General features: G+C 71.8%; 23 protein-coding genes. 14 read left to right on the plus strand and 9 right to left on the minus strand.

Annotated elements, in window-relative coordinates; all coding sequences use genetic code 11:
- Nucleotides 1-9: 9 nt before the first annotated feature.
- Complete coding sequence (locus tag CLT71_RS24525) at nucleotides 10-768, plus strand: type III pantothenate kinase (RefSeq protein ID WP_101369177.1); 759 nt, start codon at nucleotides 10-12, stop codon at nucleotides 766-768.
- 38 nt (nucleotides 769-806) lie between these two features.
- Here CLT71_RS24525 and CLT71_RS24530 read toward each other — a convergent pair whose 3' ends face one another.
- Nucleotides 807-1553 carry a class I SAM-dependent methyltransferase gene (locus CLT71_RS24530; RefSeq protein WP_101369178.1) on the minus strand — a complete coding sequence of 249 codons (747 nt, stop codon included), beginning with the start codon at nucleotides 1551-1553 and terminating at the stop codon, nucleotides 807-809.
- Nucleotides 1554-1697: 144 nt separating this feature from the next.
- Here CLT71_RS24530 and lysS point away from each other — a divergent pair, with 144 nt between their 5' ends.
- From lysS to CLT71_RS24545, 3 genes are all read left to right on the plus strand, one after another.
- The gene (gene lysS / locus CLT71_RS24535) at nucleotides 1698-3152 is read left to right on the plus strand and encodes a lysine--tRNA ligase (RefSeq protein WP_486483725.1); all 1455 of its coding nucleotides are present in this window, start codon (nucleotides 1698-1700) and stop codon (nucleotides 3150-3152) included.
- Nucleotides 3153-3263: 111 nt separating this feature from the next.
- Complete coding sequence (locus CLT71_RS24540) at nucleotides 3264-3614, plus strand: histone-like nucleoid-structuring protein Lsr2 (protein ID WP_101369180.1); 351 nt, start codon at nucleotides 3264-3266, stop codon at nucleotides 3612-3614.
- A gap of 538 nt (nucleotides 3615-4152) precedes the next feature.
- The gene (locus CLT71_RS24545) at nucleotides 4153-6684 is read left to right on the plus strand and encodes an ATP-dependent Clp protease ATP-binding subunit (RefSeq protein ID WP_101369181.1); all 2532 of its coding nucleotides are present in this window, start codon (nucleotides 4153-4155) and stop codon (nucleotides 6682-6684) included.
- Nucleotides 6685-6753: 69 nt separating this feature from the next.
- Here the strand turns inward: CLT71_RS24545 and CLT71_RS24550 are convergent, their stop codons facing one another.
- Nucleotides 6754-7644, minus strand: coding sequence for an HhH-GPD family protein (locus tag CLT71_RS24550; protein ID WP_101369182.1), 891 nt, complete (start codon nucleotides 7642-7644; stop codon nucleotides 6754-6756).
- Between the two features lie 131 nt (nucleotides 7645-7775).
- Between CLT71_RS24550 and CLT71_RS24555 the strand changes: the two genes are divergently transcribed.
- The 3 genes from CLT71_RS24555 to CLT71_RS24565 all read left to right on the plus strand — a co-directional run bounded on the left by CLT71_RS24555 (nucleotide 7776) and on the right by CLT71_RS24565 (nucleotide 9703).
- Nucleotides 7776-8288 (plus strand): ACT domain-containing protein, encoded by a 513-nt coding sequence (locus CLT71_RS24555; RefSeq protein ID WP_101371746.1) that lies wholly within the window; start codon nucleotides 7776-7778, stop codon nucleotides 8286-8288.
- A gap of 20 nt (nucleotides 8289-8308) precedes the next feature.
- A complete protein-coding gene (locus tag CLT71_RS24560; RefSeq protein ID WP_101371747.1) occupies nucleotides 8309-8866 on the plus strand; it encodes a peptide deformylase in 558 nt (185 codons plus the stop codon).
- A gap of 81 nt (nucleotides 8867-8947) precedes the next feature.
- Nucleotides 8948-9703: a hypothetical protein gene (locus CLT71_RS24565; RefSeq protein WP_101369183.1), complete on the plus strand. Its 756-nt coding sequence runs from the start codon at nucleotides 8948-8950 to the stop codon at nucleotides 9701-9703.
- Between the two features lie 39 nt (nucleotides 9704-9742).
- Here CLT71_RS24565 and disA read toward each other — a convergent pair whose 3' ends face one another.
- The 4 genes from disA to CLT71_RS24590 all read right to left on the minus strand — a co-directional run bounded on the left by disA (nucleotide 9743) and on the right by CLT71_RS24590 (nucleotide 14435).
- Nucleotides 9743-10924: a DNA integrity scanning diadenylate cyclase DisA gene (gene disA / locus CLT71_RS24570; RefSeq protein ID WP_101369184.1), complete on the minus strand. Its 1182-nt coding sequence runs from the start codon at nucleotides 10922-10924 to the stop codon at nucleotides 9743-9745.
- Nucleotides 10925-11158: 234 nt separating this feature from the next.
- The gene (gene radA / locus CLT71_RS24575; protein WP_101369185.1) at nucleotides 11159-12604 is read right to left on the minus strand and encodes a DNA repair protein RadA; all 1446 of its coding nucleotides are present in this window, start codon (nucleotides 12602-12604) and stop codon (nucleotides 11159-11161) included.
- A 73-nt stretch (nucleotides 12605-12677) separates the two neighbouring features.
- Nucleotides 12678-13367 carry a hypothetical protein gene (locus tag CLT71_RS37135; protein ID WP_158242298.1) on the minus strand — a complete coding sequence of 230 codons (690 nt, stop codon included), beginning with the start codon at nucleotides 13365-13367 and terminating at the stop codon, nucleotides 12678-12680.
- Between the two features lie 180 nt (nucleotides 13368-13547).
- On the minus strand, nucleotides 13548-14435 hold the full coding sequence (locus CLT71_RS24590; protein WP_486483427.1) for a UbiA family prenyltransferase: 888 nt from the start codon (nucleotides 14433-14435) through the stop codon (nucleotides 13548-13550).
- Here CLT71_RS24590 and CLT71_RS24595 point away from each other — a divergent pair.
- The 4 genes from CLT71_RS24595 (at nucleotide 14434) to CLT71_RS24610 (ending at nucleotide 18328) form a co-directional block, all read left to right on the plus strand.
- A complete protein-coding gene (locus tag CLT71_RS24595; protein ID WP_101369188.1) occupies nucleotides 14434-15273 on the plus strand; it encodes a methyltransferase domain-containing protein in 840 nt (279 codons plus the stop codon). The two genes, CLT71_RS24590 and CLT71_RS24595, sit on opposite strands and share 2 nt — an antisense overlap.
- A 47-nt stretch (nucleotides 15274-15320) precedes the next feature.
- Nucleotides 15321-16490, plus strand: a complete 1170-nt coding sequence (locus CLT71_RS24600; protein ID WP_101369189.1) for an acyl-CoA dehydrogenase family protein — start codon at nucleotides 15321-15323, stop codon at nucleotides 16488-16490.
- A 177-nt stretch (nucleotides 16491-16667) separates the two neighbouring features.
- Nucleotides 16668-17801: a type III polyketide synthase gene (locus tag CLT71_RS24605; RefSeq protein WP_101369190.1), complete on the plus strand. Its 1134-nt coding sequence runs from the start codon at nucleotides 16668-16670 to the stop codon at nucleotides 17799-17801.
- A gap of 35 nt (nucleotides 17802-17836) precedes the next feature.
- Nucleotides 17837-18328 (plus strand): hypothetical protein, encoded by a 492-nt coding sequence (locus CLT71_RS24610; RefSeq protein WP_143743591.1) that lies wholly within the window; start codon nucleotides 17837-17839, stop codon nucleotides 18326-18328.
- A gap of 34 nt (nucleotides 18329-18362) precedes the next feature.
- On the opposite strand, the gene CLT71_RS24615 is transcribed toward CLT71_RS24610, so the two are convergent.
- Nucleotides 18363-19127: a hypothetical protein gene (locus CLT71_RS24615; protein ID WP_101369192.1), complete on the minus strand. Its 765-nt coding sequence runs from the start codon at nucleotides 19125-19127 to the stop codon at nucleotides 18363-18365.
- 331 nt (nucleotides 19128-19458) lie between these two features.
- On the opposite strand from CLT71_RS24615, the gene CLT71_RS24620 reads away from it, so the two are divergent.
- On the plus strand, nucleotides 19459-19944 hold the full coding sequence (locus CLT71_RS24620; RefSeq protein WP_007073334.1) for a CarD family transcriptional regulator: 486 nt from the start codon (nucleotides 19459-19461) through the stop codon (nucleotides 19942-19944).
- Between the two features lie 67 nt (nucleotides 19945-20011).
- Nucleotides 20012-20722 carry a 2-C-methyl-D-erythritol 4-phosphate cytidylyltransferase gene (ispD, locus tag CLT71_RS24625; RefSeq protein ID WP_101369193.1) on the plus strand — a complete coding sequence of 237 codons (711 nt, stop codon included), beginning with the start codon at nucleotides 20012-20014 and terminating at the stop codon, nucleotides 20720-20722.
- Here the strand turns inward: ispD and CLT71_RS24630 are convergent.
- Complete coding sequence (locus CLT71_RS24630; protein ID WP_101369194.1) at nucleotides 20652-21716, minus strand: DUF418 domain-containing protein; 1065 nt, start codon at nucleotides 21714-21716, stop codon at nucleotides 20652-20654. The two genes, ispD and CLT71_RS24630, sit on opposite strands and share 71 nt — an antisense overlap.
- 142 nt (nucleotides 21717-21858) lie before the next feature.
- Here CLT71_RS24630 and ispF point away from each other — a divergent pair, with 142 nt between their 5' ends.
- The gene (gene ispF / locus CLT71_RS24635) at nucleotides 21859-22368 is read left to right on the plus strand and encodes a 2-C-methyl-D-erythritol 2,4-cyclodiphosphate synthase (RefSeq protein WP_486483428.1); all 510 of its coding nucleotides are present in this window, start codon (nucleotides 21859-21861) and stop codon (nucleotides 22366-22368) included.
- On the opposite strand, the gene CLT71_RS24640 is transcribed toward ispF, so the two are convergent.
- The gene (locus CLT71_RS24640) at nucleotides 22274-25123 is read right to left on the minus strand and encodes an ATP-binding protein (protein WP_486483429.1); all 2850 of its coding nucleotides are present in this window, start codon (nucleotides 25121-25123) and stop codon (nucleotides 22274-22276) included. The two genes, ispF and CLT71_RS24640, sit on opposite strands and share 95 nt — an antisense overlap.
- Nucleotides 25124-25224: the final 101 nt, after the last annotated feature.

Here is a 25224-nt window from a genome sequence, read left to right on the forward strand (position 1 = left end):
ACTGACGACATGCTGCTCTGTATCGACATCGGCAACACCAACACCGTGCTGGCGACCTTCGAGGGCGAGAAGCTGGTGCACTCCTGGCGGATCAAGACCGATGCCCGGTCCACCGCCGACGAGCTGGGCCTGAAGCTGCGCGGCCTGTTGGCCGGTGACGCGGTCGAGGTCACCGGGGTGGCCGCCTGCTCGACGGTGCCGGCGGCGCTGCGCTCGCTGCGTACGATGCTGGCCCGCTACTACGCCGACCTGCCCAGCCTGATCGTCGAGCCGGGGGTGAAGACCGGGGTGCAGCTGGCGATCGACAACCCGAAGGAGGTCGGCGCCGACCGGGTGGTGAACACGCTCGCGGCGTACACCCTCTACGGCGGGCCGTCGATAGTGGTCGACTTCGGCACCACCACGAACTTCGACGTGATCAGTGGCCGGGGGGAGTTCCTCGGCGGGGCGTTCGCGCCCGGAATCGAGATCTCCTTCGACGCGCTGGCCGCCCGGGCAGCCCAGTTGCGCAAGGTCGAGCCGGCGGTGCCCCGCTCGGTGATCGGCAAGAACACCGTCGAGTGCCTCCAGGCCGGGATGTACTTCGGCTTCGCCGGGCAGGTGGACCGGATCGTCGAGCGGATGGTCGGTGAGCTGGGTGAGGTGCGGGCGGTGATCGCCACCGGCGGGCTGGCGTCGCTGGTGATCGGCGAGTGCCGGACGATCACCCACCACGAGCCGATGATCACGCTGATCGGGCTGCGGATGGTCTACGACCGCAACCGCTGACCGGCCCGCCCGCTCAGCCCCGGCGGGGCCCGGCGGGCTCAGCGTCGGCTGGCCCGGAAGACCACCGTCCGGTACGGCAGCTCGAAGCTCTCCCGTCCGGCCAGGTCCGGGTGGCTGGCGGTCAGCTCCAGGATGGCGGCCTCCACCTCCCGCTGCTGCTGCTGGCTGGCGGTCAGGTAGTGCGACCGGGTGCCGATCATCCCGACCAGGGTCTCCGGGGTGACCGTCATGCCGTGCCGGAACTCGTTCCGCTCGACCGGCCCGAAGTCCGGGCCGAAGCCGTCGATGCCGCGTTCTTCGTCCAGGGCACCGCGTCCGCCGAGCAGGTCGACGGTGATCGCGGTCAGCTCGGCGACCCAGGGCACCGACTCGTCCCGGTGGTTGAAGATCGCCGCGTACGTCCCGCCGGGGCGGAGCAGTCGGGCCCCCTCGGCGTGTGCCACCGGACGGTCGAACCAGTGGTACGCCTGCCCGGCGACGATCGCGTCCACCGAGCCGTCCGGCATCGGCACCCGCTCGGCCGAGCCGGCCCGGGCGACCGTCCCCGGGGTGGCGGTGTCGAGCCTGGCCCGCATTCCGGGGTCCGGCTCGACAGGCGTCACCCGGTAGCCCAGCCGCAGCAGTACCCGGCTGAGGATGCCGGTGCCGGCGCCGAGGTCGAGAACCTCGGCCGGGGCGGGACGGCCGACCGCCCAACCGACCGCCGGCTCCGGATAGCTCGGCCGGTACCGGTCGTAGCTGTCCGCCGCGGCGCCGAAAGAGAGGGCGTGGGATTGATCAACCATGCCTGGAGGTTATCCAGTGCCCTGGCGCCAACGCACTTGAGTACGCTTTGGGCCGAACTCCGCCGACACGAATTCCCGAGGAAGCATGCCGTGAGCCAGCAGATCCCGAACCCCGCCGATCCCGTGGACGACCTTCCCGAGCAGATGCGGGTCCGCCGGGAGAAGCGGGACCGCATGCTCGCCGAGGGCGTTGCGCCGTACCCGGTGGGATATCCGCGTACCGCGACTCTCGCCGAGATCCGGGCCCGTTACGCCGATCTCCCGACCGATACAGCGAGCGGGGACGTCGCCGCCGTCACCGGCCGGGTGATCTTCATTCGTAACACCGGCAAGCTCTGTTTCGCCACACTGCGCGACGGCGACGGCACCGAACTCCAGGCAATGTTCTCGCTCGACCGGGTGGGTCAGGAGCGGCTCGACGCGTGGAAGCGACTGGTGGACCTCGGCGACCACGTCGGGGTGACCGGTGAGGTGATTACCAGCCGGCGCGGGGAGCTTTCCGTGCTTGCCGATTCGTGGGCGGTGACCGCGAAGGCGCTGCGCCCGCTGCCGGTGGCGCACAAGCCGCTTAGCGAGGAGGCCCGGGTCCGGCAGCGTTATGTCGATCTGATCGTGCGTCCCCGCGCTCGCGAGATGGTACGCACGAGGGCGGCGACGCTGCGTAGTCTGCGCGATTCGCTGCATGCCCGGAGTTTCATCGAAGTGGAAACCCCCATGCTGCAACCGCTGCCCGGCGGGGCCACGGCCAGGCCATTCGTGACGCACAGCAATGCGTTAGACACGGATCTGTATCTGCGAATCGCCCCCGAGCTTTTTCTCAAGCGGGCGGCGGTCGGCGGCATCGACCGGGTCTTCGAGATCAACCGTAACTTCCGTAATGAGGGGGTCGACTCCTCGCACTCGCCCGAGTTCGCCATGCTGGAGGCGTACGAAGCGTACGGTGACTATGACACTATGGCGACCCTCACCCGGGACCTGGTGCAGGCGGCGGCGCTTGCCGCGACCGGGTCGCATGTGGTGACCCATGCCGACGGCACCGAGTTCGATCTCGGCGGGCAGTGGCGTTCGGTGACGCTCTACGGCACCCTTTCCGAGGCGCTCGGCGAGGAGGTGACGGTACGCACCGGCATGGCAGACCTGCTCGGGTACGCGGAAAAGGTCGGTCTCGCGGTCGACTCCAAGTGGGGGCCGGGCAAGCTGGCCGAGGAGCTTTTCGAGGAACTGGTCGTACCCACCCTGCGCCAACCCACCTTCGTGCGGGACTACCCGGAAGAGACCAGCCCACTGGTGCGGGCGCATCCCGAGGTGCCGGGGCTCACCGCGAAATGGGACCTCTACGTGCTCGGTTTCGAGCTGGCCACCGGCTACACGGAGCTGGTCGACCCGGTGGTGCAGCGAGAGCGGTTGGTGGCCCAGGCACAGCGCTCCGCCTCGGGCGACGACGAGGCGATGCGGCTCGACGAGGACTTCCTGCGGGCCATGGAGTACGGAATGCCGCCGCTGGGGGGCATGGGAATGGGAATCGACCGGCTGCTGATGGCCCTCACGGGCCTCGGAATTCGGGAAACCATCCTCTTCCCGATGGTCCGCCCGGAGTAGTTGCCGCCACGCGGCTCCTCCCGTAGTTTCGCCATCCTATTGACGGAGCAAGCATCTAACGGGCTATTGTGCTCTTGTTTGCGGCGAACCTGCTCGAAAGGATAGCGACACGTGGCCAAGCAGATCATTCACAAGCTGGTCGATGACCTGGACGGCGGAGACGCGGACGAGACGGTCAAGTTCTCGCTCGACGGCGTGCAGTACGAGATCGACCTGTCGAACAAGAACGCCGGCAAATTGCGGGACCTATTCGCCCCGTACGTCGCGGCCGGCTCGAAGGTGGGCCGGGGCGGCGTGGTGGTCGGTGGTCGTGCCGCGCGGGGGCGGGGTGGCGCCACCGCCGACCGCGAGCAGAACAAGGCGATCCGGGCCTGGGCCAAGAAGGAAGGCAAGGACATCTCCGACCGTGGGCGTATCCCGCAGGAGATCGTGGACGAGTACCACGCCAAAGCGGGCCGCTAGGCGTCGGTTTCCGACCCGCGTGCGGGGTGGGTGGACGGCTTCGTCCACCCACCCCGTTCATTTTTAGGTCGTATGAGAAGATTGACGCGAGTGTCCGTTTCTGTCGACCGGTCGGTGACCCCGGTCGCTCCCCGGGCTCCGGGACGCCACCCTCCGGCGGGTTCCGCGCGGTCGGCCGCGCCGTCGGGGAACGATCAAGCCGACCAGGGAACATCCTGACGGCCCAGGCGTTGTCCACATCCAGTGGACGAAGTTGTCCACAGCCTGTGGATGACGCGGGGCCGCGTCGCCCGGGCGGGGGCTGGAAATTTCGCTCTGCGCGTACAGCGGACGGTCCGGGAAGCATCGCTGAGCGTGGGCGGTTGGGAAAAACGTCGGGTACGTGGCTCATTCCGGGAACACACGACCTCAGGAGAGTCGGCTCGCGGCGATAGAGTAAGGAAGCACGGATGTCCGCCTCGGGCGTCCGGGTGGTGGCCCCGCCACGATGCTTGGCCATCAAGATCGAGTGCGCACGGCACGTGAGGAGCACGAGGGCATGTTCGAGCGGTTCACCGACCGAGCGCGGCGGGTTGTCGTCCTGGCTCAAGAAGAGGCCCGGATGCTCAACCACAACTACATCGGTACGGAACACATCCTGTTAGGTCTCATCCACGAGGGTGAAGGCGTCGCGGCGAAGGCCCTGGAGAGCCTGGGGATCTCGCTGGAGGGCGTCCGCCAGCAGGTCGAGGAGATCATCGGCCAGGGTCAGCAGGCGCCGAGCGGGCACATCCCGTTCACGCCGCGGGCCAAGAAGGTGCTGGAGCTGTCGCTGCGCGAGGCGTTGCAGCTCGGCCACAACTACATCGGTACGGAGCACATCCTGCTCGGCCTGATCCGCGAGGGCGAGGGTGTCGCCGCCCAGGTGCTGGTGAAGCTCGGCGCCGACCTCAACCGGGTCCGCCAGCAGGTCATCCAGCTCCTCTCCGGCTACCAGGGCAAGGAGCCGGCAGCCGCCGGTACCGCGCCGGGTGAGGCCGCGCCGTCGACCAGCCTGGTGCTGGACCAGTTCGGCCGCAACCTGACCCAGGCTGCCCGGGAGGGCAAGCTCGACCCGGTCATCGGGCGGGAGAAGGAGATCGAGCGGGTGATGCAGGTGCTCTCCCGCCGTACCAAGAACAACCCGGTCCTGATCGGCGAGCCCGGTGTCGGTAAGACCGCCGTGGTGGAGGGGCTGTCCCAGCGGATCATCAAGGGCGAGGTGCCGGAGACGCTCAAGGACAAGCAGCTCTACACGCTTGACCTGGGTGCCCTGGTCGCCGGTTCGCGCTACCGCGGTGACTTCGAGGAGCGCCTCAAGAAGGTGCTCAAGGAGATCCGCACCCGCGGCGACATCATCCTGTTCATCGACGAGATCCACACCCTGGTGGGTGCGGGTGCCGCCGAGGGCGCGATCGACGCGGCGAGCATCCTCAAGCCGATGCTGGCCCGTGGCGAGCTGCAGACCATCGGCGCGACCACCCTCGACGAATACCGCAAGCACCTGGAGAAGGACGCCGCCCTGGAGCGGCGGTTCCAGCCGATCCAGGTGGGCGAGCCGTCGCTGACGCACACCATCGAGATCCTCAAGGGCCTGCGGGACCGCTACGAGGCGCACCACCGGGTGAGCATCACCGACGCCGCGCTGGTCGCGGCGGCGACGCTCGCCGACCGGTACATCTCCGACCGCTTCCTGCCGGACAAGGCGATCGACCTGATCGACGAGGCCGGTGCCCGGATGCGGATCCGCCGGATGACCGCGCCGCCGGACCTGCGCGACTTCGACGAGCGGATCGCCCAGGTGCGCCGCGACAAGGAGTCCGCGATCGACGCGCAGGACTTCGAGCGGGCCGCGCAGCTACGGGACAAGGAGAAGCAGCTGCTGGGCCAGAAGGCGCAGCGGGAGAAGGAGTGGAAGGCGGGCGACCTCGACGTCGTCAGTGAGGTCGACGACGAGCAGATCGCCGAGGTCCTGGCGAACTGGACCGGCATCCCGGTCTACAAGCTGACCGAGGAGGAGACCTCCCGGCTGCTGCGTATGGAGGACGAGCTGCACAAGCGGGTCGTCGGCCAGGAGGACGCGGTCCGCGCGGTCTCGAAGGCGATCCGGCGTACCCGGGCCGGCCTGAAGGACCCGAAGCGGCCGTCCGGCTCGTTCATCTTCGCCGGCCCGTCCGGTGTGGGTAAGACCGAGCTCTCCAAGGCGCTCGCCGAGTTCCTCTTCGGCAGCGAGGACGCGCTGATCCAGCTCGACATGTCCGAGTTCCACGACCGTTACACCGTGTCGCGGCTGGTCGGTGCCCCTCCCGGGTACGTCGGCTACGACGAGGGTGGCCAGCTGACCGAGAAGGTGCGGCGGCGGCCGTTCTCGGTGGTCCTCTTCGACGAGATCGAGAAGGCCCACCCGGACGTCTTCAACACCCTGCTCCAGATCCTGGAGGACGGGCGGCTTACCGACGGCCAGGGCCGGATCGTGGACTTCAAGAACACGGTCATCATCCTGACCACCAACCTGGGCACCAGGGACGTGGCCAAGGCGGTCTCGATGGGCTTCCAGGCCTCCGAGGACTCCGACTCGAACTACGAGCGGATGAAGCAGAAGGTCAACGACGAGCTGAAGCAGCACTTCCGGCCGGAGTTCCTCAACCGGATCGACGACACGATCGTGTTCCACCAGCTCAACCAGACCGAGATCCTCTCGATCGTGGACATCATGATCCAGCGGATCGAGACCCAGCTCCGCAACAAGGACATGGGCCTCGAGCTGACCGACAACGCCAAGAAGTACCTGGCGAAGAAGGGCTTCGACCCGGTGCTGGGCGCCCGGCCGCTGCGGCGGACGATCCAGCGCGACATCGAGGACAACCTGTCGGAGCGGATCCTGTTCAACGAGCTGACCCCGGGCCAGATCGTGGTCGTCGACTGCGAGGGCGACCCGGACAACATCGACAAGTCCAAGCTGGTCTTCCGTGGCGCGGACAAGCCGGTCCCGGTGCCCGACGCGGTGCCGGCCGACCTCGGCAACACAGCCACGGCCGGCGCGGACGAGTAGGCGAGCGGCAGCTCAGACAGCGAGTAACGGTCCGGCCCGGTGGCAGTCGCCACCGGGCCGGACCCGTCTTCAGGGCTCGCTGCCGCCCTCACCGGCCAGCACACAGGTGTCGTCGAGCATCTCGACCAGGCCGTCCTCGATCAGCCCGGCGAGTGCCCGGGACCGTTGCAGGTCGTCGGCCCAGACCAGATCCAGCCGGGCCCGGGGCACCGGCCCGGTCGCCTCCCGGAGTACGGCCAGCAGCTTTCCCCGGACCTGCCGGTCGGTGCCGGCGTACCGCTGGGGGCGGCGGGTGGGGCCGGCCGGCGCGACCCGCCCCGAGGCCCGCCAGGCGCAGCGGGCGGCCAGTGGACAGTCGACGCACCGGGGCGACCGGGCGGTGCAGATCAGCGCACCCAGCTCCATGAACGCGGCGCTGGCCCGGGCGGCCCGCTCCGGTACCGCCGGCAGCAGCGCCTCGGTGGCGACCAGGTCGGCGGGACGGGTCGCCGGCCCCGCGTCCGGTTCCCCGGCTACGGCCCGGGCCACCAGCCTCCGTACGTTCGTGTCCACCACCGGATGCCGCTGCCCGTACGCGAACGTCGCCACCGCCCGAGCCGTGTAGTCACCGATGCCGGGCAGGGCCAGCAACTCGTCCAGCCCGGTCGGCACCTCCCCGCCGTGCCGGGCCAGTACGGCCACCGCGCATTCGTGCAGCCGAAGCGCCCGGCGGGGGTAGCCGAGCCGCCCCCACATCCGGATCGCCTCGGCCGGGGTGTCGGCGGCCAGATCCGCCGGACGGGGCCACCGGGCGAGCCAGGCCCGCCAGGCGGGGAGTACCCGTACCACCGGGGTCTGTTGCAGCATTACCTCGCTGACCAGGATCGGCCACGCCCCGATGCCGGGCTCCCGCCACGGCAGGTCGCGGGCGTTCTCGTCGTACCACCGGATGGCGTCGGCGGCGAGTTCTGATGTCGACATGGCGCCGTCGATCCTGTCACGTGTGCCACCCGGAGGCGGTCGGCGGCACCGGGGTGGCCGGCCGTCCCGGAGCGTGGGCCGGGCGCCGGGTCGGGCCGCGCGGAGCCGACCGCATCGGGCAGACTGCCTGGATGAACGAGCTCGCGATCACCGTCATCGGTCCGGACCGGCCCGGCATCGTGGCCGACGTGACGGAGGCGCTCGCCCAGGTCGGGGCCAATCTGACCGACTCGACCATGACCCGGTTGCGCGGGCACTTCGCGATGACGTTGATCTGCGTCGGCCCGTCCGGTGCCGAGGCGGAGGCGGCGCTGGCTCCGGTCGTCGCGGACGGTCCACTGGTGGCGACGGTCCGCCAGGTCGGCGCCGAGGCGTCGAGTACGCCGTTCGGCGAGCCGTACCTGATGGCGGTGCACGGCGCCGACCGGCTCGGCATCGTGGCCGCGCTGACCCGGGTGCTCGCCGAGGCCGGCGGTAACGTCACCGACCTGACCACCCGGCTGACCGGCCCGCTCTACGTCCTCCTCGCCGAGGTGGAGCTGCGGCCGGAGGCGGCCGAGGATGTCGCCGCCCGGCTGGCCGAGGTGGCCACCGGGCTGGACGTGGAGGTCGCCCTGCGCCGAGCCGATTCGGACCTGCTGTGACGGCGAAGGACGGTTCCGGGATGGTCGAGGAGTGCGGTCTGGGTGACTGGACACCCGAGCTGCTCGGCGACCCGGGCGCGGTACGCCCGGTGGTGACCGCCCCGGCCGGGGTGTTGAGCCGGGAGGGTGCCACGGTCGACCCCTGCGACGACGAGGTGGTCCGCCTCGCCGCCGATCTGGTGGCCACCATGCGGGTCTCGCCCGGCTGTGTCGGGCTGGCCGCACCGCAGATCGGGGTCGGCGCCCGGGTCTTCGCGGTGGACGTGACCGGGCATCCGAAGACCGTCACCACGCACGGCACCTTCGTGCTCTGCAACGCGGAGGTCGTCGAGGCGAGCCGCTGGCGGCCGGGGCGGGAGGGCTGCATGTCGGTTCCCGACCTCACCGGCGACGTGAAGCGGGCCAGCCGGGTGGTGGTGCGGGGCGTGCTGCCCGGCACCGGAGCGGCGGTCCGGCTGGTCACCGACGGCTTCGAGGCGCGGGCGTTGCAGCACGAGATCGACCACTGCGCGGGCCGGCTTTTTCTGGACCGGGTGGCCGGCGCGCACGCCGTCTACCAGCGGAAGGTCTATCTGTGAGAGGCGGCGCCGATACGGCGTGCCGGGCCTCCGGCGCGTCGCGGGGATCAGGGCCACCCGGGCCGATACGGTGAAACCATTATGCGTCTGACGGTTGGCCCTCTTCCGCCCGCCGTGTATTGGCGGCGTCGAGCCGTCGTGCTCGGCGCCCTGCTGCTCTTCCTGGTCGTGATCCTCTATTCCTGCGTCAACACGGCGGGCGACTCCGGTAAGGACAAGACCGCCGGCCCCGGGCCGTCTCCGACGCTCACCCCGCACATCGACCCGTCGGCGTCCGGCCCACCGGAGTCCGGTGCTCCCGAGTCGGGTGCCCCGGAGCCGAGTGGCTCGGAGCCGGGTGGCTCGGGCGGCGAGCCGACCGAGGCCCCTCCGGCGGACGAGGAGGAGACCTCCGTCGAGCCGGCGGGCGGCCAGGTGCCGCCGGCACCGCCGCCGGTCCCCAACGAGTGCGCCGACCAGGAGATCTCGGTGACGCCGGTGCCGTCGCAGACCTCGGCACAGCGGGGCGAGCCGATCGAGCTACGGCTCAAGATCAAAAACGTCTCCGACCGTACCTGCAACCGGGACGTCGGCGCCGACCTCCAGGAGCTGTACATCAAGTCCGGCGCCCGCAAGGTCTGGTCGTCGGACTCGTGCAGCAAGGTGCGCTCCAACGACATCCGGCCGTTCCCGCCCAACCACGAGAACGCGTACACGATCTCCTGGAACGGGCGGGAGAGTTCCAAGTGCGCCAACCAGCTCGCCGCGGGACCCTATCCGGCCGCCGGCAGCTACGAACTCTTCGGCCGGCTTGGCAACAAGCACAGCGACCCGGTCCGGATAACCATCACCGGCTGACCGCCGTGCCGCCCCGTCAGACGTGGCGGCACCGTGCTGTCAGACGTAACGCTCCAGAATGGACGCCTCGGCGAGCCGGGAGAGCCCTTCCCGTACGCCCCGGGCGCGGGCGTCACCGACCCCGTCGACCGCCTGCAGGTCCTCGACGGTGGCCCCGAGCAGCCGTTGCAGGCTGCCGAAGTGCCCGACGAGCCGGTCGACCACCAGCCCGGGCAGCCGGGGCACCTTGGCGAGCAGCCGGAACCCGCGCGGGCTGACCGCCGCGTCCAGCGCATCCGAGGCACCCGGGTAGCCGATCGCCTTGGCGACCGCCACCAGGTCGATCAGCTCGGTGGCGGTGAGCAGGTCCAGCTCGACGAGGGCCTCGTCGAGGGTACGGGCCTTGCGCCCGGTCGGCAGGTAGTCGCGGATCACCAGGGTCCGGTCGGCGTCCACCCCGGCCATCAGCTCGTCGAGCTGGAGGGCGAGCAGTCGTCCGTCGGTGCCCAGTTCGACCACGTAACCGGCGATCTCGTCGGCGATCCGGCGTACCATCTCCAGCCGCTGCACCACGGCGACCGCGTCCCGTACGGTGACCAGATCCTCGATCTCCAGCGCGGAGAGGGTGCCGGAGACCTCGTCGAGGCGGAGCTTGTAACGCTCCAGGGTGGCCAGTGCCTGGTTGGCCCGGGAGAGGATCGCGGCCGAGTCGTCGAGCACGTGCCGCTGGCCGTTGACGTAGAGGCTGATGATCCGCATCGATTGGCTGACCGAGATCACCGGGAAGCCGGTCTGCCGGGCGACCCGCTCGGCGGTGCGGTGCCGGGTGCCGGACTCCTCGGTCGGGATCGACGGGTCGGGCATCAGGTGCACGGCGGCCCGGACGATCCGGGTGCCGTCGCTGGAGAGCACGACGGCGCCGTCCATCTTGCACAGTTCGCGGACCCGGGTCGCGGAGAACTCGACGTCGAGTGGGAAGCCGCCGGTGCAGAGCGTCTCGACGACCCGGTCGTAGCCGAGCACGATCAGGGCACCGGTGCGGCCGCGCAGGATCCGCTCCAGCCCGTCCCGCAACGCCGTGCCCGGCGCCATCAGCGCCAGGTTGGCCCGCAACGGGTCGCCGGTCGGCCCCGTCCCGTTCATGGTCATGCCGACCCCGAGGGGGCGGGTCGAGGTGCCGGCGCTGGTGCGGACAGGAGAGGCCGCACTGGCGGTACGGTTCGCGTCGCGGTCGATCGGCACTCGGACATTCTACGGACCGCCCTGCATTCGGTGCTGTCGCGGTTACTGTGACGTGCCACTGTGCCTGCTTCCTCCCATCGGTGCGCCGTCGGTACCGTCTGGGGCCCGGCGTAGTGTCCAGTTTGTAGCTGCTTGGCAAGCCTTGCCGGCGTAACGGTCCGGTCCGGTGCGCAGGTGGCGACGGCCGTAAGCATGCCACGCCCCGGCCAACGGCATCACGACGTGACCGTATGGTTACTCAGCCGACACCCGCGCCACCGACTGCAGCGCCGATCGTACGTCGGTGACTTCCATCACCCGCATGTTCTCCGGGGTCACCCCGCTGGCGCTCGGCCCGCAGCCGGCCGGCACCAGGGCGTACTTGAAGCCGAGCCGGGCCGCCTCGGCCAGCCGCCGGGGCACGGCCGCGACCCGCCGCACCTCACCGGTCAGCCCCACCTCACCGATCGCCACCAGATTCGGCGCGATGGCCAGGTTGAGCCCACCGGAGGCGACCGCCAGGGCGACGGCGAGGTCGGCGGCCGGCTCGACCACCCGGATCCCGCCGACGGTGGCGGCGAAGACCTCCCGGTCGTGCAGGGTCAGCCGCTCCGTGCGGCGTTGCAGCACCGCCAGCACCATCGCCAGCCGGGCGCTGTCCAGCCCGGAGACGGTCCGCCGGGGCGACCCGGCCACCGTGGCGCCGATCAGCGCCTGCACCTCGGTGACCAGCGCCCGCCGGCCCTCCATCGCCACCGTCACGCAGGTGCCGGGGACCGGGTCGGCGGAGCGGGTCAGGAACAGCCCGGACGGGTCGGCGAGGCTGCTGATCCCACCCTCGTGCATCTCGAAGCAGCCGACCTCGTCGGCGGTGCCGAAGCGGTTCTTCACGCCGCGCACCATCCGCAGCGACGAGTGCTTGTCGCCCTCGAAGTGCAGCACCACGTCGACCAGGTGCTCCAGCACCCGGGGGCCGGCGACCTGGCCGTCCTTGGTGACGTGCCCGACGAGTACCGTCGCGATGCCCCGCTCCTTGGCGACCGCGACCAGGGCGGCGGTGACCGCCCGGACCTGGGTGACCCCGCCCGGCACCCCCTCGGTGCCGGGGGTGGAGACGGTCTGCACCGAGTCGAGCACCAGCAGGCCCGGCTTGACCGCGTCGAGGTGGCCGAGGACGGCGGAGAGGTCGTTCTCGGCGGCCAGGTAGAGCTGGTCGTGCAGGGTGCCCATCCGCTCGGCGCGCAGCCGCACCTGGCTCACCGACTCCTCGCCGCTGACCACCAGGGACGGGCTGCCGGCACCGGCCGCCCACTGCTGGGCCACGTCGAGCAGCAGCGTCGACTTGCCGACCCCGGGCTCGCCGGCGAGCAGCACCACCGCACCGGGGACCAGGCCGCCGCCGAGCACCCGGTCCAGCTCCGGCACGCCGGTCGGACGTGCCCGGGCCGGCGCGGCGCTGATGGTGGCGATCGGCCGGGCCGGCTCGGCAGGCGCCCGGGAACTCACCACCCGGCCGGAGACGGTGGGGCCGGTGAGGGTCGACTCGACGACCGCGCCCCACTCGCCGCACTCCGGACACCGGCCGACCCACTTGGGTGGCTGGTGACCGCAGGCGTCGCACTCGTAGGCGGGCCGGGGGTCGCGGCTCGCGGCGCGACCGCGCCCGGTGGCGGGGCGGGACGTGGCTCGACTGGTGGTCACCCGAGCACGCTAACCAATCCGTACGACGGAACGTCGGGACCCCGCCGCCAGCCGAGCCCGTACCGGGCGCCGACTACTCGTGTTCAGTGCCCTCGCCGACGACCGGGCTGCCGACCGGGGCCGGGCTCGCCGGTACCGCGACCGGCGCCCACACCGACACCTGGGTACCGCCGAAGTCGAAGACCATCTCGATGTTGCCGCCCGGCGTCAGCGGCTCGGTCAGCCCGGAGAGCTGGAGCCAGTTGCCGGCGGTCTTGTTCAGGATCACGAACCCGGCGGCCGGCAGCTGGACCTCGCCCGGCTGCGTCGGGGACGCCGTCGGCGCCGGGGTGGCCCCCTCGGTCGGGGTCGCCGTCGGCGTGCCGCCCGGAGTCGCGGTCGCCTCTGGCGACGGGCCGCCCGGGGTCGCGGTCGCCTCCGGCGAGCCGGTGCCGGCCGAGCCGCCGGCGAGTACCACCGCACGGGCACCAGTGGTGCTGACCCGCACCGTGACGGCCTTGTCGGAGTCGTTGAAGAGGGCGACGTTCATCGGCGCGTCGGCGCCGGCCGGGTAGCCCTGGGGGTTCAGGTAGTCGATCGACAGGTTGCGGACCTTGAAGAGGTTGTCCGCCGACTGGGCGTTGGTGCCGACGCTGGTGGGGATCTTGGCGGCGGTCTCGGCGATCTGGCCCGCGCCGCAGCCGGAGAGCAGCAGGGTGGCGGCGGTCGCCGTACCGGCCAGCACCGCAGCGGCTCGCCGAGCTCCCCTGATCGAGCGCGTCACCTGGTCCTCCTTCGTGCGATCCCGGTCGCCGTCGCGATCGGCGGGTCGGGGCGAACGGGGACGGTGGCCGTACCCGGGCCCAACGGGCTCCAGGGTAGTGGGCGGTGATCGGCTCTCGTACGCCGACCCGGTATCCCGCCCCGGCCGGGGCGGGCGGTACCGGCCGGTGACCGGGGCGGGTCAGACCACCCGCCCGCTGCTCACCAGCAGCACCACATCGATGAGCGCGACGAGCATGACGGCCCGGAAGACGGCCACCGGACGGTCGCCCCGGGCGGCGGCGGCCCGGCTGGCGTACCAGCCGACCGCCGGGACCACGGCGGCGACCGCGACCGCCGCCAGTCCGGCCCAGGACGGCGGGCCGGGCGGCCCGGCCACAAGCGTCGCGGTGGCCGCGAGCAGCAGCCCGGCGGCGGCCAGCCGGGAGCCGGCCGGGCCGAGCCGGTGCGGCAGGCCGCGCACCCCGGTCCGGGCGTCGTCGGCCAGGTCCGGCAGCACGTTCGCGAAGTGCGCCCCGGCGCCGAGCAGCGCACCGGCCGCGACGATCCAGACCGGCGGTGCCGGTGCGCCGGGCAGCCCGAGTACGACCACCGCCGGCAGCGTCCCGAACGAGACCGCGTACGGCAGCACCGAGAGCGGGGTGGACTTCAGTGGCCAGTTGTAGAGCAGTGCCGAGACCAGGGCGAGGGTGACCGCCCCGGCGGCGGCGAGGTTGAGGGTGAGCGCCGGCAGCGGGGTGAGCACGGCGGCGAGTACCCCGGCCGTGCCGACCAGCCGTCGACTGATCATGCCGCTGGCCACCGGCTTGTCCTGGCGGCCGACCGCGGCGTCCCGGTCGGCGTCGAGCCGGTCGTTGAGCCAGCCGATCGCGAGCTGGCTGGCCAGCACGGTGAGCGCCACCGCGGCGATGCCGGCGGGTGAGTGGCCGACGCCCCAGGCGAGCAGGGCAGAGACGGCGGTCACCGCGACCGCCGGCTCGGGGTGGCTCGCCCGGACCAGCCCTAACACCACATGCGACATATGGGAAGTCTGGTTGTTACCGCTCGGTCGTGCCAGGCTCGACCGCATGCGGACAGCGCGGACCAGGCCGGACGGCGGCGCCACCGCGCCCGGCGGCCGGGCCGGGCGGCTGCCCCGCAACGACCCCCGGCAGTACGACGACCTCGCCGACCAGTGGTGGCAGCCGGACGGCGCCTTCGCGATGCTGCACTGGCTGGCCGAGGCACGGGCCGCCCTGGTACCGCCGGCCAGCCGTCCCGGTGCGCTCCTGGTCGACCTCGGCTGCGGCGCCGGGCTGCTCGCCCCCAGGGTGGCTGGCCGGGGCTACCGGCACGTCGGGGTGGACCTGGTCCGCTCGGCGCTCGCCCAGGCAGCCGCGCACGGGGTGACCCCGGTGAACGGGGACGCCGGGGCGGTGCCTTTGGCCGACGGCTGCGCGGACGTGGTGGCCGCCGGTGAGGTGCTGGAGCACGTACCCGACTGGCGGCGGGTGGTGGCCGAGGCGGCCCGGTTGCTCCGGCCCGGCGGCACGCTGGTGCTGGACACTCTCAACGCCACCGCGCTGAGTCGGCTGCTGGCGGTACGGGTGGCCGAACTCTTCCCCGGGGTACCCCGGGGGATCCACGACCCGCGGCTCTTCGTCGACGCGCGGGAGCTGGTGAGCGAGTGTGCCCGGCACGGGATCTCCCTGGAGATCCGGGGCATCCGGCCGGCGACCTGGGGAACGGCCCGCTGGCTGCTGCGCCGGGCGATCCGGCGCCCGGCCCCGGCCCCGGGCGGGACTGGGACTGGGCAGGCTGAGGCTACGGCCAGGGCTGGGCTGGGCGGGGCTCCGGGCGCACCACGGATCGTGCCGACCTGGTCGGCGGCGGTTCTCTACCAGGGGTGGGGGACCAGGCAGGGGTAGGGCGGGCGGCAGCGCCGGCCGACCGGCCGGTGCGGGAAAGGACACGGATGACGGTGGACGCGCTCGCAGCGGCACGCCGGGTGGCACCGAGATTCGCCGCCCGGGCGGCCGAACACGACCGGGACGGCACGTTTCCGGTCGAGGACTTCGCCGACCTGCGGTCGGCCGGGCTGCTCGGACTGATGGTCCCACCCAAACTGGGCGGCCTGGGGGCCAGCTTCGCCGGGTACGCGGCGGTCGCCACCGAGCTGGCCCGGGGCAACGGCGCCACGGCGCTGGTCTTCAACATGCACGCCTCGGTCACCGGTGCGCTCGGTGCGCTCACCGAGGAACTGGCCGAGGCGCTCGGCGTACCGTCCGAGGCGCTGGCGGCGCGGGACCGGCTGCTCGCCGAGGCGGCGGCCGGTGCCTGGTACGCGGTGGCGATGAGCGAGCGCGGCGCCGGTTCCCGGCTGTCGAAGCTGACCACCACGTACGAGCCGGTGGACGGGGGCTACCACATCAAGGGGGCCAAGACCTTCTGCTCCGGTGCGGGGCACGCCGACGCCTATCTGGTGGCCGCCCGCAGCGTCACCGACCAGTCGGTGGTCTCGCAGTTCCTGGTGCCGGCCGGGCCGGAGGGCCTGCACGTCGAGCCGACCTGGGACTCGCTCGGGATGCGGGCCACCGCCTCGCACGACCTGCACCTGGACGTGACGGTGCCGGCCGACCGGCTGCTCGGCGGGGTGGAGGGGCTGGCCCTGGTGGTCGCCCAGCTGATGCCGCACTGGTTGGTGGCCAGTTACGCGGCCGTCTACGTCGGGGTGGCCCGGGCGGCGATCGACGCCGCGGTCGAGCACCTGACCGTACGGGGGCTGGACGGCCTGCCGGCGGTACGCGCCCGGGTGGGCCGGGCCGACGCCGCCACCGCCGCCGCTCAGCTCGCGGTGACCGAGGCGGCCCGCCGGGTGGACGAGGCCCCGGGGGACGCCGAGACGAACCGCTGGGTGTGGCGGGCCAAGCTGCTGGCCGGGACGACCGCGGCCGAGGTGGCGGCCTCGATGGTGGAGGCGGCCGGCACCTCCGCGACCCGGCGCGGGCATCCGCTGGAACGCCTCTACCGGGATGCCAGGTGCGGGTCGCTGCACCCGGCGACCTCGGACGTCTGCGCGGACTGGCTCGGCATCGCGGCGCTCGGCGGCGACCCGGACCGGGACGCCGCGACTCCACGGTGGTGAGAAGCGCGGTGACTGGGTACCTGATGGTGGGTCAGCCGGCCGCCCGACCGCCACCGGTCGGGCCGGGTCGCGATCGGACACGTCGGGTCGGCGCGAGTCCCGAGGTCACGCTCGGCGGTTGGGCTCGGTGGGCGCGTGGAGGCGCAGGGGTGCGCGGTGTCGCGATCGGAGGACGGCATGGGTAGCGGAAGCGGGCAGGAAAGTCGCGGGGTGATCGCCGGCGTGGGCGTGGCGCTGCCGCCCACGGCCAGTCAGCAGGAGCTCTGGGCGGGTTTCTTCGCGGGGCACTTCTCCGGGGCGACCCGGGCGCTCGCCGAGCGGATCTTCGCCAACTCCGGGGTACGGCACCGGCAGGCGGCGGTGAACCCGCTGCTTGAGGACGTCTCGGACTGGCCGACCGAGCGCCGGATGCGCCGGTATCAGATCGAGGCGCTGCCGCTGGGCAAGGAGGCGGTCGGCCGGGCGCTCACCGACGCCGGGCTCTCGGCCGGGCAGATCGGGCTCTTCGTCGTCTGCTCCTGCACGGGGTACGCCACGCCAGGGTTGGACATCCTGCTGGCCCGGGACATGGGGATGGCCCCGGACACCCAGCGGATGTTCGTCGGGCACATGGGCTGTTACGCGGCACTGCCGGGGCTGGCCGCCGCGAACGACTTCGTCACCGCCCGGGGCCGCCCGGCGCTGCTGCTCTGCGCCGAGCTGACCAGCCTGCACATCCAGCCGTCGACGGCCCGGATGGACACCCAGCAGATCATCTCGCACGCGCTCTTCTCCGACGCCGCCGTCGCGGTGGTGGTCGCCCCGGGCAGCCGTCCCGGGTACGCCGTCCGCGAGGTCACCGCCGTCACGGACACGTCGACGGCCGATCACATGACGTGGGAGTTGACCGACACCGGTTTCCGGATGGGACTGTCGCCGAAGGTGCCGCAGGTGCTGGCGGCACACGTCCGTGACCTGGTCACCGACCTGCTGGATCGGCACGGTCGGCGGATCGGCGACGTGGACGGCTGGGCGGTGCACCCGGGCGGCCCGCGCATCCTGAACGTGGTGGAGGCGGAACTCGGTCTGCCACCGGAGGCGATGGCCGCGTCCCGGGCGGTACTCGACGAGTACGGCAACTGTTCGTCGCCGACTTCTCTGCTCATCCTGGAACGACTTCGGCGAGCAGCCTCCGCACCCCGTACGGTGGTGATGCTCGCGTTCGGACCTGGGCTGACCCTCTACGCGGCACTGCTGGAACGGCAGCCCGGAGCGGCGCGGGTGGACGGCACCCGGCCGGTGCACGGGACCGACCGGGGTGGCGACTCCTAGGACAGTTCCGCCGGACCGGCGGGAGGAGGCGACCGGTGCGCAGGATGGCATTGACGATGGTGGCGGTGCTGCTGGTCGGGATCGGTGGCTGGTGGTCGGTCCGGTCGGCTCCGAAGCCGCCGCGGCCGGGCCAGTCCGGGGCCGGAGCGGCGCAGGTGGCACCCGGGGTCGGCGGGGCGGATCTGGCCGGCGAGCGGAGCGGAAGCGTGGTCGGGCAGAGCCTGCCGCGTTTTCCGGACACGGTCTGGCGGGAGACGGCGACGCTGAACCAGCGCCGTTTCGTCACCTGGTCGGTCGACACCCGACCGGGCGGCCGTTACCTGCTCCAGTACGTCTGCCTCAGCCCCGGAGAGCTGCACGTCCGGGTGCTCCAGGGGGCCAGGCGGAGCTGGTCGAGGTCGGTGAGTTGCCCGGGACCGTTCGGCAGTGTGCAGATCGTCGCCTCGGGAGACGAGATGTCGATTGGCGCGCGGCGGCTCAACCACCGGCACGTGGAGATCGCCCTCCAGGTGGTGGCCCTGCCCTGAGGCCCTGCTCCCGGGGCCGGATGGACTGACCGGCTCAGCCGACGGTCAGCAGGCGCGGCAGGTCGGCCTGGTAGTCGCCCGGGGAGCTGAGTTCCGGCACGGTCCGGAGGACCTGACCGGACCGGCTGGCGAGGACGGCTGCGGGCCTGCCGTTCGCCGGCGGCAGGTGCAGCGCGGCCCGCAGCTCGGAGGTGGGGTCCGTCAGGAAGCGGGGTGGCCTGCCACCGGGCGGCGGCATGGTCCGGGCACCGGGTACGGTCCGGCGGGTGCTGACCGCCAGCACCGCGACTCCGGGCGGTACGGCCCGAAGGGCGGCGTCCAGGTGCTCGTCGCAGGTGCAGTCGTCGATCAGTACGACCACGGCGGGAAGAAGTCCGCGCAGCGGTACGAGCTGGCCGTCCTCGCCCAGCAGGTCGAGTGCGGGTACGGACCGGGCACCCGGGGTCGTCGGGCTGCTCGGGCTGCCGGGGGTGCTCCGCGCGGTGGCGACCGGCCGGTTCGGGTTGGGCCAGGTGATGGCGAAGAGGCTGGTCAGGGCCGCCAGCAGGGCAACGGTGAGGATCAGCACGGAGAGCCGCAGCGGGGCGGGGCCGGCGGTGGTGGTGCGGAGGCCGAGTCGCCTGCGCCAGCCGTCGCGGCGGGCCCGTAGCCGCAGTTCGCGGCGGAGTTCGGCGGCTTCGGCGGCGAGTTCGGCGGGATCGTCGGGGATGACGATCCGGCCCCAGTCGGCGGGCAGGTCGGGCACCCCGTCGAACGGGCCGTTGTCCGGCCGTCCGTCGCCGTCCGCCGACGTGCTCATCGCGCACCCCCCTGGCTGCTCACCTGAGGTGTGAATCTGGCTCCGCTCCAGCCTCCCCCACCGGCAGGCGTATCGCCAGTGGGCGGCGGTGTCGGGTCCGGAAGAGATATGCTGGGAGGACCGCAACGCCCTACATCCGATTTTTCCGATCCGCCTTGTCGGCCGGTGATCCGCGTGTCACGGAGCGTGTCTAAATATACGGATCACTGTCTTGTCAAGCCGAAGAAAGACCTCTCACAGGGCCTCTGAGCTGCGCTAACGGTCAGGACTGCGGTGGGACATCGGTGCCTGAGCGTGTTACCCTAGACACAGCGAAAGGGGTTTCGAACCTATGGTTTTCAGTGTCGGCGAGACCGTTGTTTACCCCCACCACGGGGCCGCACTCATCGAGGCGATCGAGACTCGGGTCATCAAGGGCGAGCCCAAGCAGTACCTCGTCCTCAGGGTCGCTCAGGGTGATCTGACGGTCCGGGTGCCCGCCGAGAATGCCGAGATCGTGGGCGTGCGCGAAGTGGTCGGCGAAGAGGGCCTGGGCAAGGTCTTCGATGTCCTGCGTGCCCCGCACACCGAGGAGCCGACCAACTGGTCGCGGCGTTACAAGGCAAATCTGGAGAAGCTGGCCTCCGGTAATCCCCTCAAGGTGGCCGAGGTTGTCCGCGACCTCTGGCGCCGGGAGCGGGAGCGGGGCCTGTCGGCGGGTGAGAAGCGAATGCTCGCCAAGGCCCGCGACATCCTCGTCGGTGAGGTGGCGCTCGCCGAAAAGAGCACCAAGGACGAAGCGGAAACTCTTCTCGACAAGGTGCTCACCGAGGCATAGCCCTCAGGCTGGCACTTTCTGCCGAAGTGCTGGCTACGTACCCCGAAGAAAGTCCGAGGACCGCGACGTGACCGCGCAGCTCAATCCGCGCGGTGACGTCGCGGTCCTCGTTCCGGCTGCGGGTGCCGGCGTCCGGCTCGGGCCGGGCGGCCCCAAGGCACTCCGCCGGATCGGTGGCGAACCCCTGCTGGTGCACGCCGTGCGGCGGATCGCCGCCGCGCCCTCGGTGCACACAATCGTGGTGGCGGCGCCACCCGGCGACGAGGACGCCGTCCGGAAACTGCTCGCCCCGGTGGCCGAGCTGACCGTGGTGACCGGCGGCGCCACCCGGCAGGAGTCGGTCGCCGCCGCGCTGGCGGCGGTGCCGGCCGGACCCGGGATCATCCTGGTGCACGACGCGGCCCGGGCACTGACCCCGGCCGCCCTGGTCGAGTCGGTGGCCGGGGCGGTCCGCGACGGCGAGGACGCGGTCATTCCGGTGCTGCCCGTGGTCGACACGATCAAGGAGGTCTCGGCCGCCGGAGTGGTGCAGGGCACCGTCGACCGGTCCGCGCTGCGTGCCGTACAGACACCGCAGGGCTTCCGCAGGGCCGTGCTCGCCACGGCGCACGCCGCCGCCGTCGATCCGCTGACCGACGACGCGGGCCTGGTCGAGAAGCAGGGGGTACGGGTGACCTGCGTGCCCGGCTCCGAGTACGCCATGAAGATCACCCGCCCGTTCGACCTGGCGCTGGCCGAGCACCTGCTCGCCTCGCTGGCGGCCGACGGGCCCAGGTGACCCAGCGCCAGACCCATTCCAGCGGCCCCTGACGAAACCGCCGCAACCAGAGGGTCGACCACAGCCACTGCATGGCGAGTACGCCGGCCGCGACGAGGAGCACCGTCGTCGAGGACCAGCGGTGCGCGGGCCCGTCGATGCCTGCCGTGGCGATCCGGACGAGCAGCGAGGCGGTGACGTAGTTCGTCAACGCCATCCGCCCGAGGGGCTCGAAGACCATCCTCAGCACCGGGTTCAGTGCTGTCCTGAGCAGCACCAACAGGGCGCAGACGTAGGCGCCGGCGAGCAGCAGTCCGGCCGTGGTGTGCAGCGGGTCCCCGATCCCGTCCTGTGCGATCAGCAGTGGCACCGCCGCCGCGCCGAAAAGCACGGTGAGGCCGGCCGGGACCAGGCTGGACGACCCCATCCGCCGGACCAGGCCGTAGCGGGTCAGCGCCGCGCCCAGCAGGAAGAGGCCGGGGACCAGCACGAGATGCATGCCGCCGAGGGCCAACGGTGCCACCAGGAGAAGACCGGCGAGACCGGCCACCGCCCACCGGGGCAGCCAGGTCGCGGGCAACAGCACGAACAGACCGACCACGGCGTACGCCGTGAGAATGTCACCCGGCCACAGCAGGACGAAGTGAGCCAGGCCAATGCCGAACAGGGCGAGAAGACGTCGCAGCATAACGACACGTGGCCGGGCCACCCGCTCGGCGGCAGAATCGAACAGCAGCGCGAAGCCGATGCCGAACAGCAGCGAGAAGATCACGAAGAATCGTTCGTTGACGAAAAGACCGATCAGGTCCATACCCAGATCGGATCGGCCCGGTTCGGCCGTCTCGGCGACTACGGGGGCGCCGGCGGCGGCGATCGGTTGGACGTTCGCGAGCAGGATGCCGCAGAGCGCGAACCCACGGACGATGTCGAGCGCCGGCAGACGTGGCCGGCCGAGGTTCGCGGCCGGTGTGTGCCGGTCGGGCAGCCGGCCGGTGGCCGGGGTGGTTGGTGACATGCCCCAGACTCTGGCCACCCGCTGTCGCCGCGGCGCCGGTCGAAAGTACGGTTCCCGCTGCCGGCGACCGTACTTTCGGCCGGTTGACGCGGAGATCCCCACCCGCGAGCGGGGGAGGGACGCGGACGCCTACGCTTCGCAGGTGATCCTTCCCCTGGTCGGTGTCGGTACCGACGTGCACGGGTTCGAGCCGGGCCGGGCCTGCTGGGTGGCCGGTCTGCACTGGCCGGGCGTGGACGGGCTGGCCGGGCACTCCGACGGTGACGTCGCCGCGCACGCCGCCTGCGACGCGCTGCTCTCCGCCGCCGGACTCGGCGACCTGGGCAGCAACTTCGGGGTCGCCGAGCCGGAATGGGCCGGCGCCGCCGGGGTGACGCTGCTGGCCGAGACCGCCCGCCGGGTCCGGGCCGCCGGCTTCGAGATCGGCAACGTCTCGATCCAGGTGATCGGGGTACGCCCGAAGATCGGTCCCCGCCGCGACGAGGCGCAGCGGGCGTTGACGGCGGCGGTCGGTGCCCCGGTAACCGTCTCCGGTACCACCACCGACGGGCTCGGGCTCACCGGCCGGGGCGAGGGGCTGGCAGGTGTCGCCGTCGCGCTGGTCCACCGGCGGTCCGAGTCCCGGCCTGGCGCGGGACAGGCGGAGAGCTGAGCTGCTGCCCGATCTCCAGGTGTGCGGGTACGCCCATCCGGCGGAGGATCGCCAGCGCCCGCTCCCGGTACCGCTGTGCCTCGGCCGGGTCGTACGGTTCCAACTGGCGGGCGATGCCGGCCAGTGCCCGTCCCTGCTCGTACGGGTGGCTGATCCGGGTCGCCAGCGTCAACGCGTCGCGGTAGAACTCCAGGGCCTGCGCGGAGTCTCCCTGGGCGGCCAGGGTCAGGCCGATGCCGTTGAGAGCGGCCGCCTCGCTGTACCGCTCGCCGTGCCGTTCCGCGGCGACCAGCGCCAGCTCGTGGTGCTCGCGGGCGTCGTCCAGCCGCCGTAATCCACGGAACGCCGCTCCGAGTTCGTTGAGCGCGTACGAGACGCCGGATCGATTTCCCGTCCGGTCCCAGAGCCGCAACGAGGCCCGCAGGCGGCGGATCGCAAAGTGGTGTTGACCGAGGCGCGACCTGACCGCACCGATGTTGGCGAGGGCGAGCGCGACGTTGAACGGGCTGCCGGCCAGGTTGGCCATGAACAGGTGTTGCTGGTGCAGCCGGAGGGCTTCCTCGTACCGGCCGAGGAACATCAGTGGTAGTCCGATGTTGGACAGGGAGGTCAACACCTCCTGGTCCACCGATTGACGGTCGCGCATTGTGCGTTGGTTAAGGCTGACCGAGTCGGTCAGCCGCCCCATGTGCCAGTAGACGATTCCGAGATTCGACCGGCTCATGTTCGCGCCGAACCGGTCCCCGATTCGCTCCCGCACCTCGATCGCCGCTTCCAGGTCCCGTACCGCCTGGGTGCAGTCACCGCTGCGCAGGTGGGAGTATGCCCGGTAGTTGTACATCGTGCCGATCGCCGCCTCGTCGTCCAGCCGGCGGGCTGCCATCAGCCCGGAGCGGTGGGTGTCGAGGATGTCGTCGTGGTATTGACGGACGTAGTAGAACCGCCACGCCGCCCGCGCCAGTCGCCATGCCTGGTGTGGATGGTCACCTTCCGCCGCGAGGCGGACGAGGGCACGCAGGCTGCCCCGCTCCACCTCCAGCCATTCCAGGGTGGGCCGGACCGCGGCGAGCAGGTCCGGCCGGAGCGGCTGCTTGAGACCGAGGGCCTGCACCAGGGATACCGCCCGCTCCATCGCTGCGGTGGAGGCGAGGCAGGCGTGCATGAAGTAGTCGATTAGCCGGTCGATCGCCGCCGAGCACTCCGCCGGCTCGGCGGTGGACGCCGCGAGTCCTCGGGCGTAGTCGCGGACCAGGTCGTGGAACCGGAATCGACCGGCGACGGGTTCTTCCAGCAGGTGGTGGTTGACCAGATCCGCCACGGCGGTTTCCGCGTCCGCCAGTGGCACGTCCGCGAGGGCGGCCGCGGTGTCGACGCCGAAGTGCTCTCCGGGGTGCAGGCCCAGTAGCCGGAACATCCGGCGTACCGGTTCCTGGAGCGGCTCGTAGGAGAGGCTGAAGGCGCCGGCGACGGTGTGGTCCTCCGCCGAGAGTTCGCTGAGCAACGGGGTGGCCCGGTCCAGCCGTTGGGCGAGGTCGGTGACCCGCCAACCGGGCCGGTGGGCGAGGCGCGCGCCGACGAGCCGGATGGCCAGCGGGAGGTAACCGCACCGGCGTACCACCACGGCCGCGGCCTCCGGCTCGGCGTCGATCCGGTCCCGTCCGGCGACCCTGGCCAGCAGTTCGACCGCCTCGTCCGGGGCGAGGACCGGTAGCGACATCGGTGGGGCATTGCCGTTGGCGAGCAGCCGCCTACGGCTGGTCACCAGGACGAGCGTGCCGGGTGCCGTCGGGAGCAGCGGGGCCAACTGGGCGCTGCTGCCGGCGTTGTCGAGCACGAGCACCGTTCGCCGGGCGGCGAGTTCCGAGCGCCACAGCGCGATCCGGCCGTCCGGGTCTGGCGGGATCCGGCCGTCGGGTACACGGAGCTGCCGGAGCAAGGTCACCAGCGCGGTCGCCGGGTCGAGCTGATCGCCCGCGCCGTGTCCCTGAAGGTCGACGAAGAGTTGTGCGTCGGGGTATTCGTCGGCGAGCTGGGCGGCCACCTGTACCGCCAGTGCCGTCTTGCCGATGCCCGCCATCCCGTCGATCACCCGCAGTACGGTGGCGCCGGGGGGTGCCATCCGCACGGCGGCGACCAGCCCGTGTACGACGTCGGCCCGGCCGGTGAAGTCGACGGGTTGCCGGGGCAGCCAGTTGACCTGTATCGCGGCCGGGTCGACCTCGTCTGGGGGAACCGAGGTCGTGGTCGCGGATGTCGACCGGGCGGAGACCCGGAGCGAGTCGACTGGCGAGGGACGTCCCAGGGCGGGATCTCGGTTCAGGATCGCCTGATGGAGTTGACGCAGCTCCGTACCGGGCTCGATGCCGAGCTGCTCGACCAGGACCGAGCGGGCCGCACCGTAGGCGGCCAGCGCCCCGGGTACGTCCCCCTCCTGGTAGAGGGCGCGCATCAGTAGCGCGTGTCCACGCTCCCGCATCGGATGGGCCAGCAGATGCTCCCGCAGGCATGTCACGGCCAGCCCGGACTCTCCGGTCGCGACGCACAACTCGGCCCGCTGCTCGACCAGGTCGAGCCGCCTCTCGGAAACTGCGTCGGCCCGAGCCGACAGGACCGGCCCGAGGGGCAGGCCGGTCAGGACCGGCCCCCGCCACCGTCCCTCGGCCCGGTCGAGCAACTCCCGGGCCGTGGCGGTGTCTCCGGCGGCGAGCGCCACGGTCAGTCGCTGGCACTCTGCCAAGAATCCGATCAGGTCCACCGCCTCCGACGGTAGTCGAAGCTCGTATCCGGATCCACGTCGGACGAGAAGACCGCGACCGCCCTGCACCCGCTCGAACATCCGGCGGAGGTTTCCCGCAT

This window comes from Plantactinospora sp. CNZ320, assembly GCF_002846275.1.

Coding starts and splice junctions, on each gene's coding strand:
- CLT71_RS24525 (WP_101369177.1), top strand. CDS start 10: ATGCTGCTCTGTATCGACATCGGCAACACCAACACCGTGCTGGCGACC.
- CLT71_RS24530 (WP_101369178.1), bottom strand. CDS start 1,553: ATGGTTGATCAATCCCACGCCCTCTCTTTCGGCGCCGCGGCGGACAGC.
- lysS (WP_486483725.1), top strand. CDS start 1,698: ATGCGGGTCCGCCGGGAGAAGCGGGACCGCATGCTCGCCGAGGGCGTT.
- CLT71_RS24545 (WP_101369181.1), top strand. CDS start 4,153: ATGTTCGAGCGGTTCACCGACCGAGCGCGGCGGGTTGTCGTCCTGGCT.
- CLT71_RS24550 (WP_101369182.1), bottom strand. CDS start 7,644: ATGTCGACATCAGAACTCGCCGCCGACGCCATCCGGTGGTACGACGAG.
- CLT71_RS24555 (WP_101371746.1), top strand. CDS start 7,776: ATGAACGAGCTCGCGATCACCGTCATCGGTCCGGACCGGCCCGGCATC.
- CLT71_RS24560 (WP_101371747.1), top strand. CDS start 8,309: ATGGTCGAGGAGTGCGGTCTGGGTGACTGGACACCCGAGCTGCTCGGC.
- CLT71_RS24565 (WP_101369183.1), top strand. CDS start 8,948: ATGCGTCTGACGGTTGGCCCTCTTCCGCCCGCCGTGTATTGGCGGCGT.
- CLT71_RS24595 (WP_101369188.1), top strand. CDS start 14,434: ATGCGGACAGCGCGGACCAGGCCGGACGGCGGCGCCACCGCGCCCGGC.
- CLT71_RS24590 (WP_486483427.1), bottom strand. CDS start 14,435: ATGCGGTCGAGCCTGGCACGACCGAGCGGTAACAACCAGACTTCCCAT.
- CLT71_RS24600 (WP_101369189.1), top strand. CDS start 15,321: ATGACGGTGGACGCGCTCGCAGCGGCACGCCGGGTGGCACCGAGATTC.
- CLT71_RS24605 (WP_101369190.1), top strand. CDS start 16,668: ATGGGTAGCGGAAGCGGGCAGGAAAGTCGCGGGGTGATCGCCGGCGTG.
- CLT71_RS24615 (WP_101369192.1), bottom strand. CDS start 19,127: ATGAGCACGTCGGCGGACGGCGACGGACGGCCGGACAACGGCCCGTTC.
- CLT71_RS24620 (WP_007073334.1), top strand. CDS start 19,459: ATGGTTTTCAGTGTCGGCGAGACCGTTGTTTACCCCCACCACGGGGCC.
- CLT71_RS24630 (WP_101369194.1), bottom strand. CDS start 21,716: ATGTCACCAACCACCCCGGCCACCGGCCGGCTGCCCGACCGGCACACA.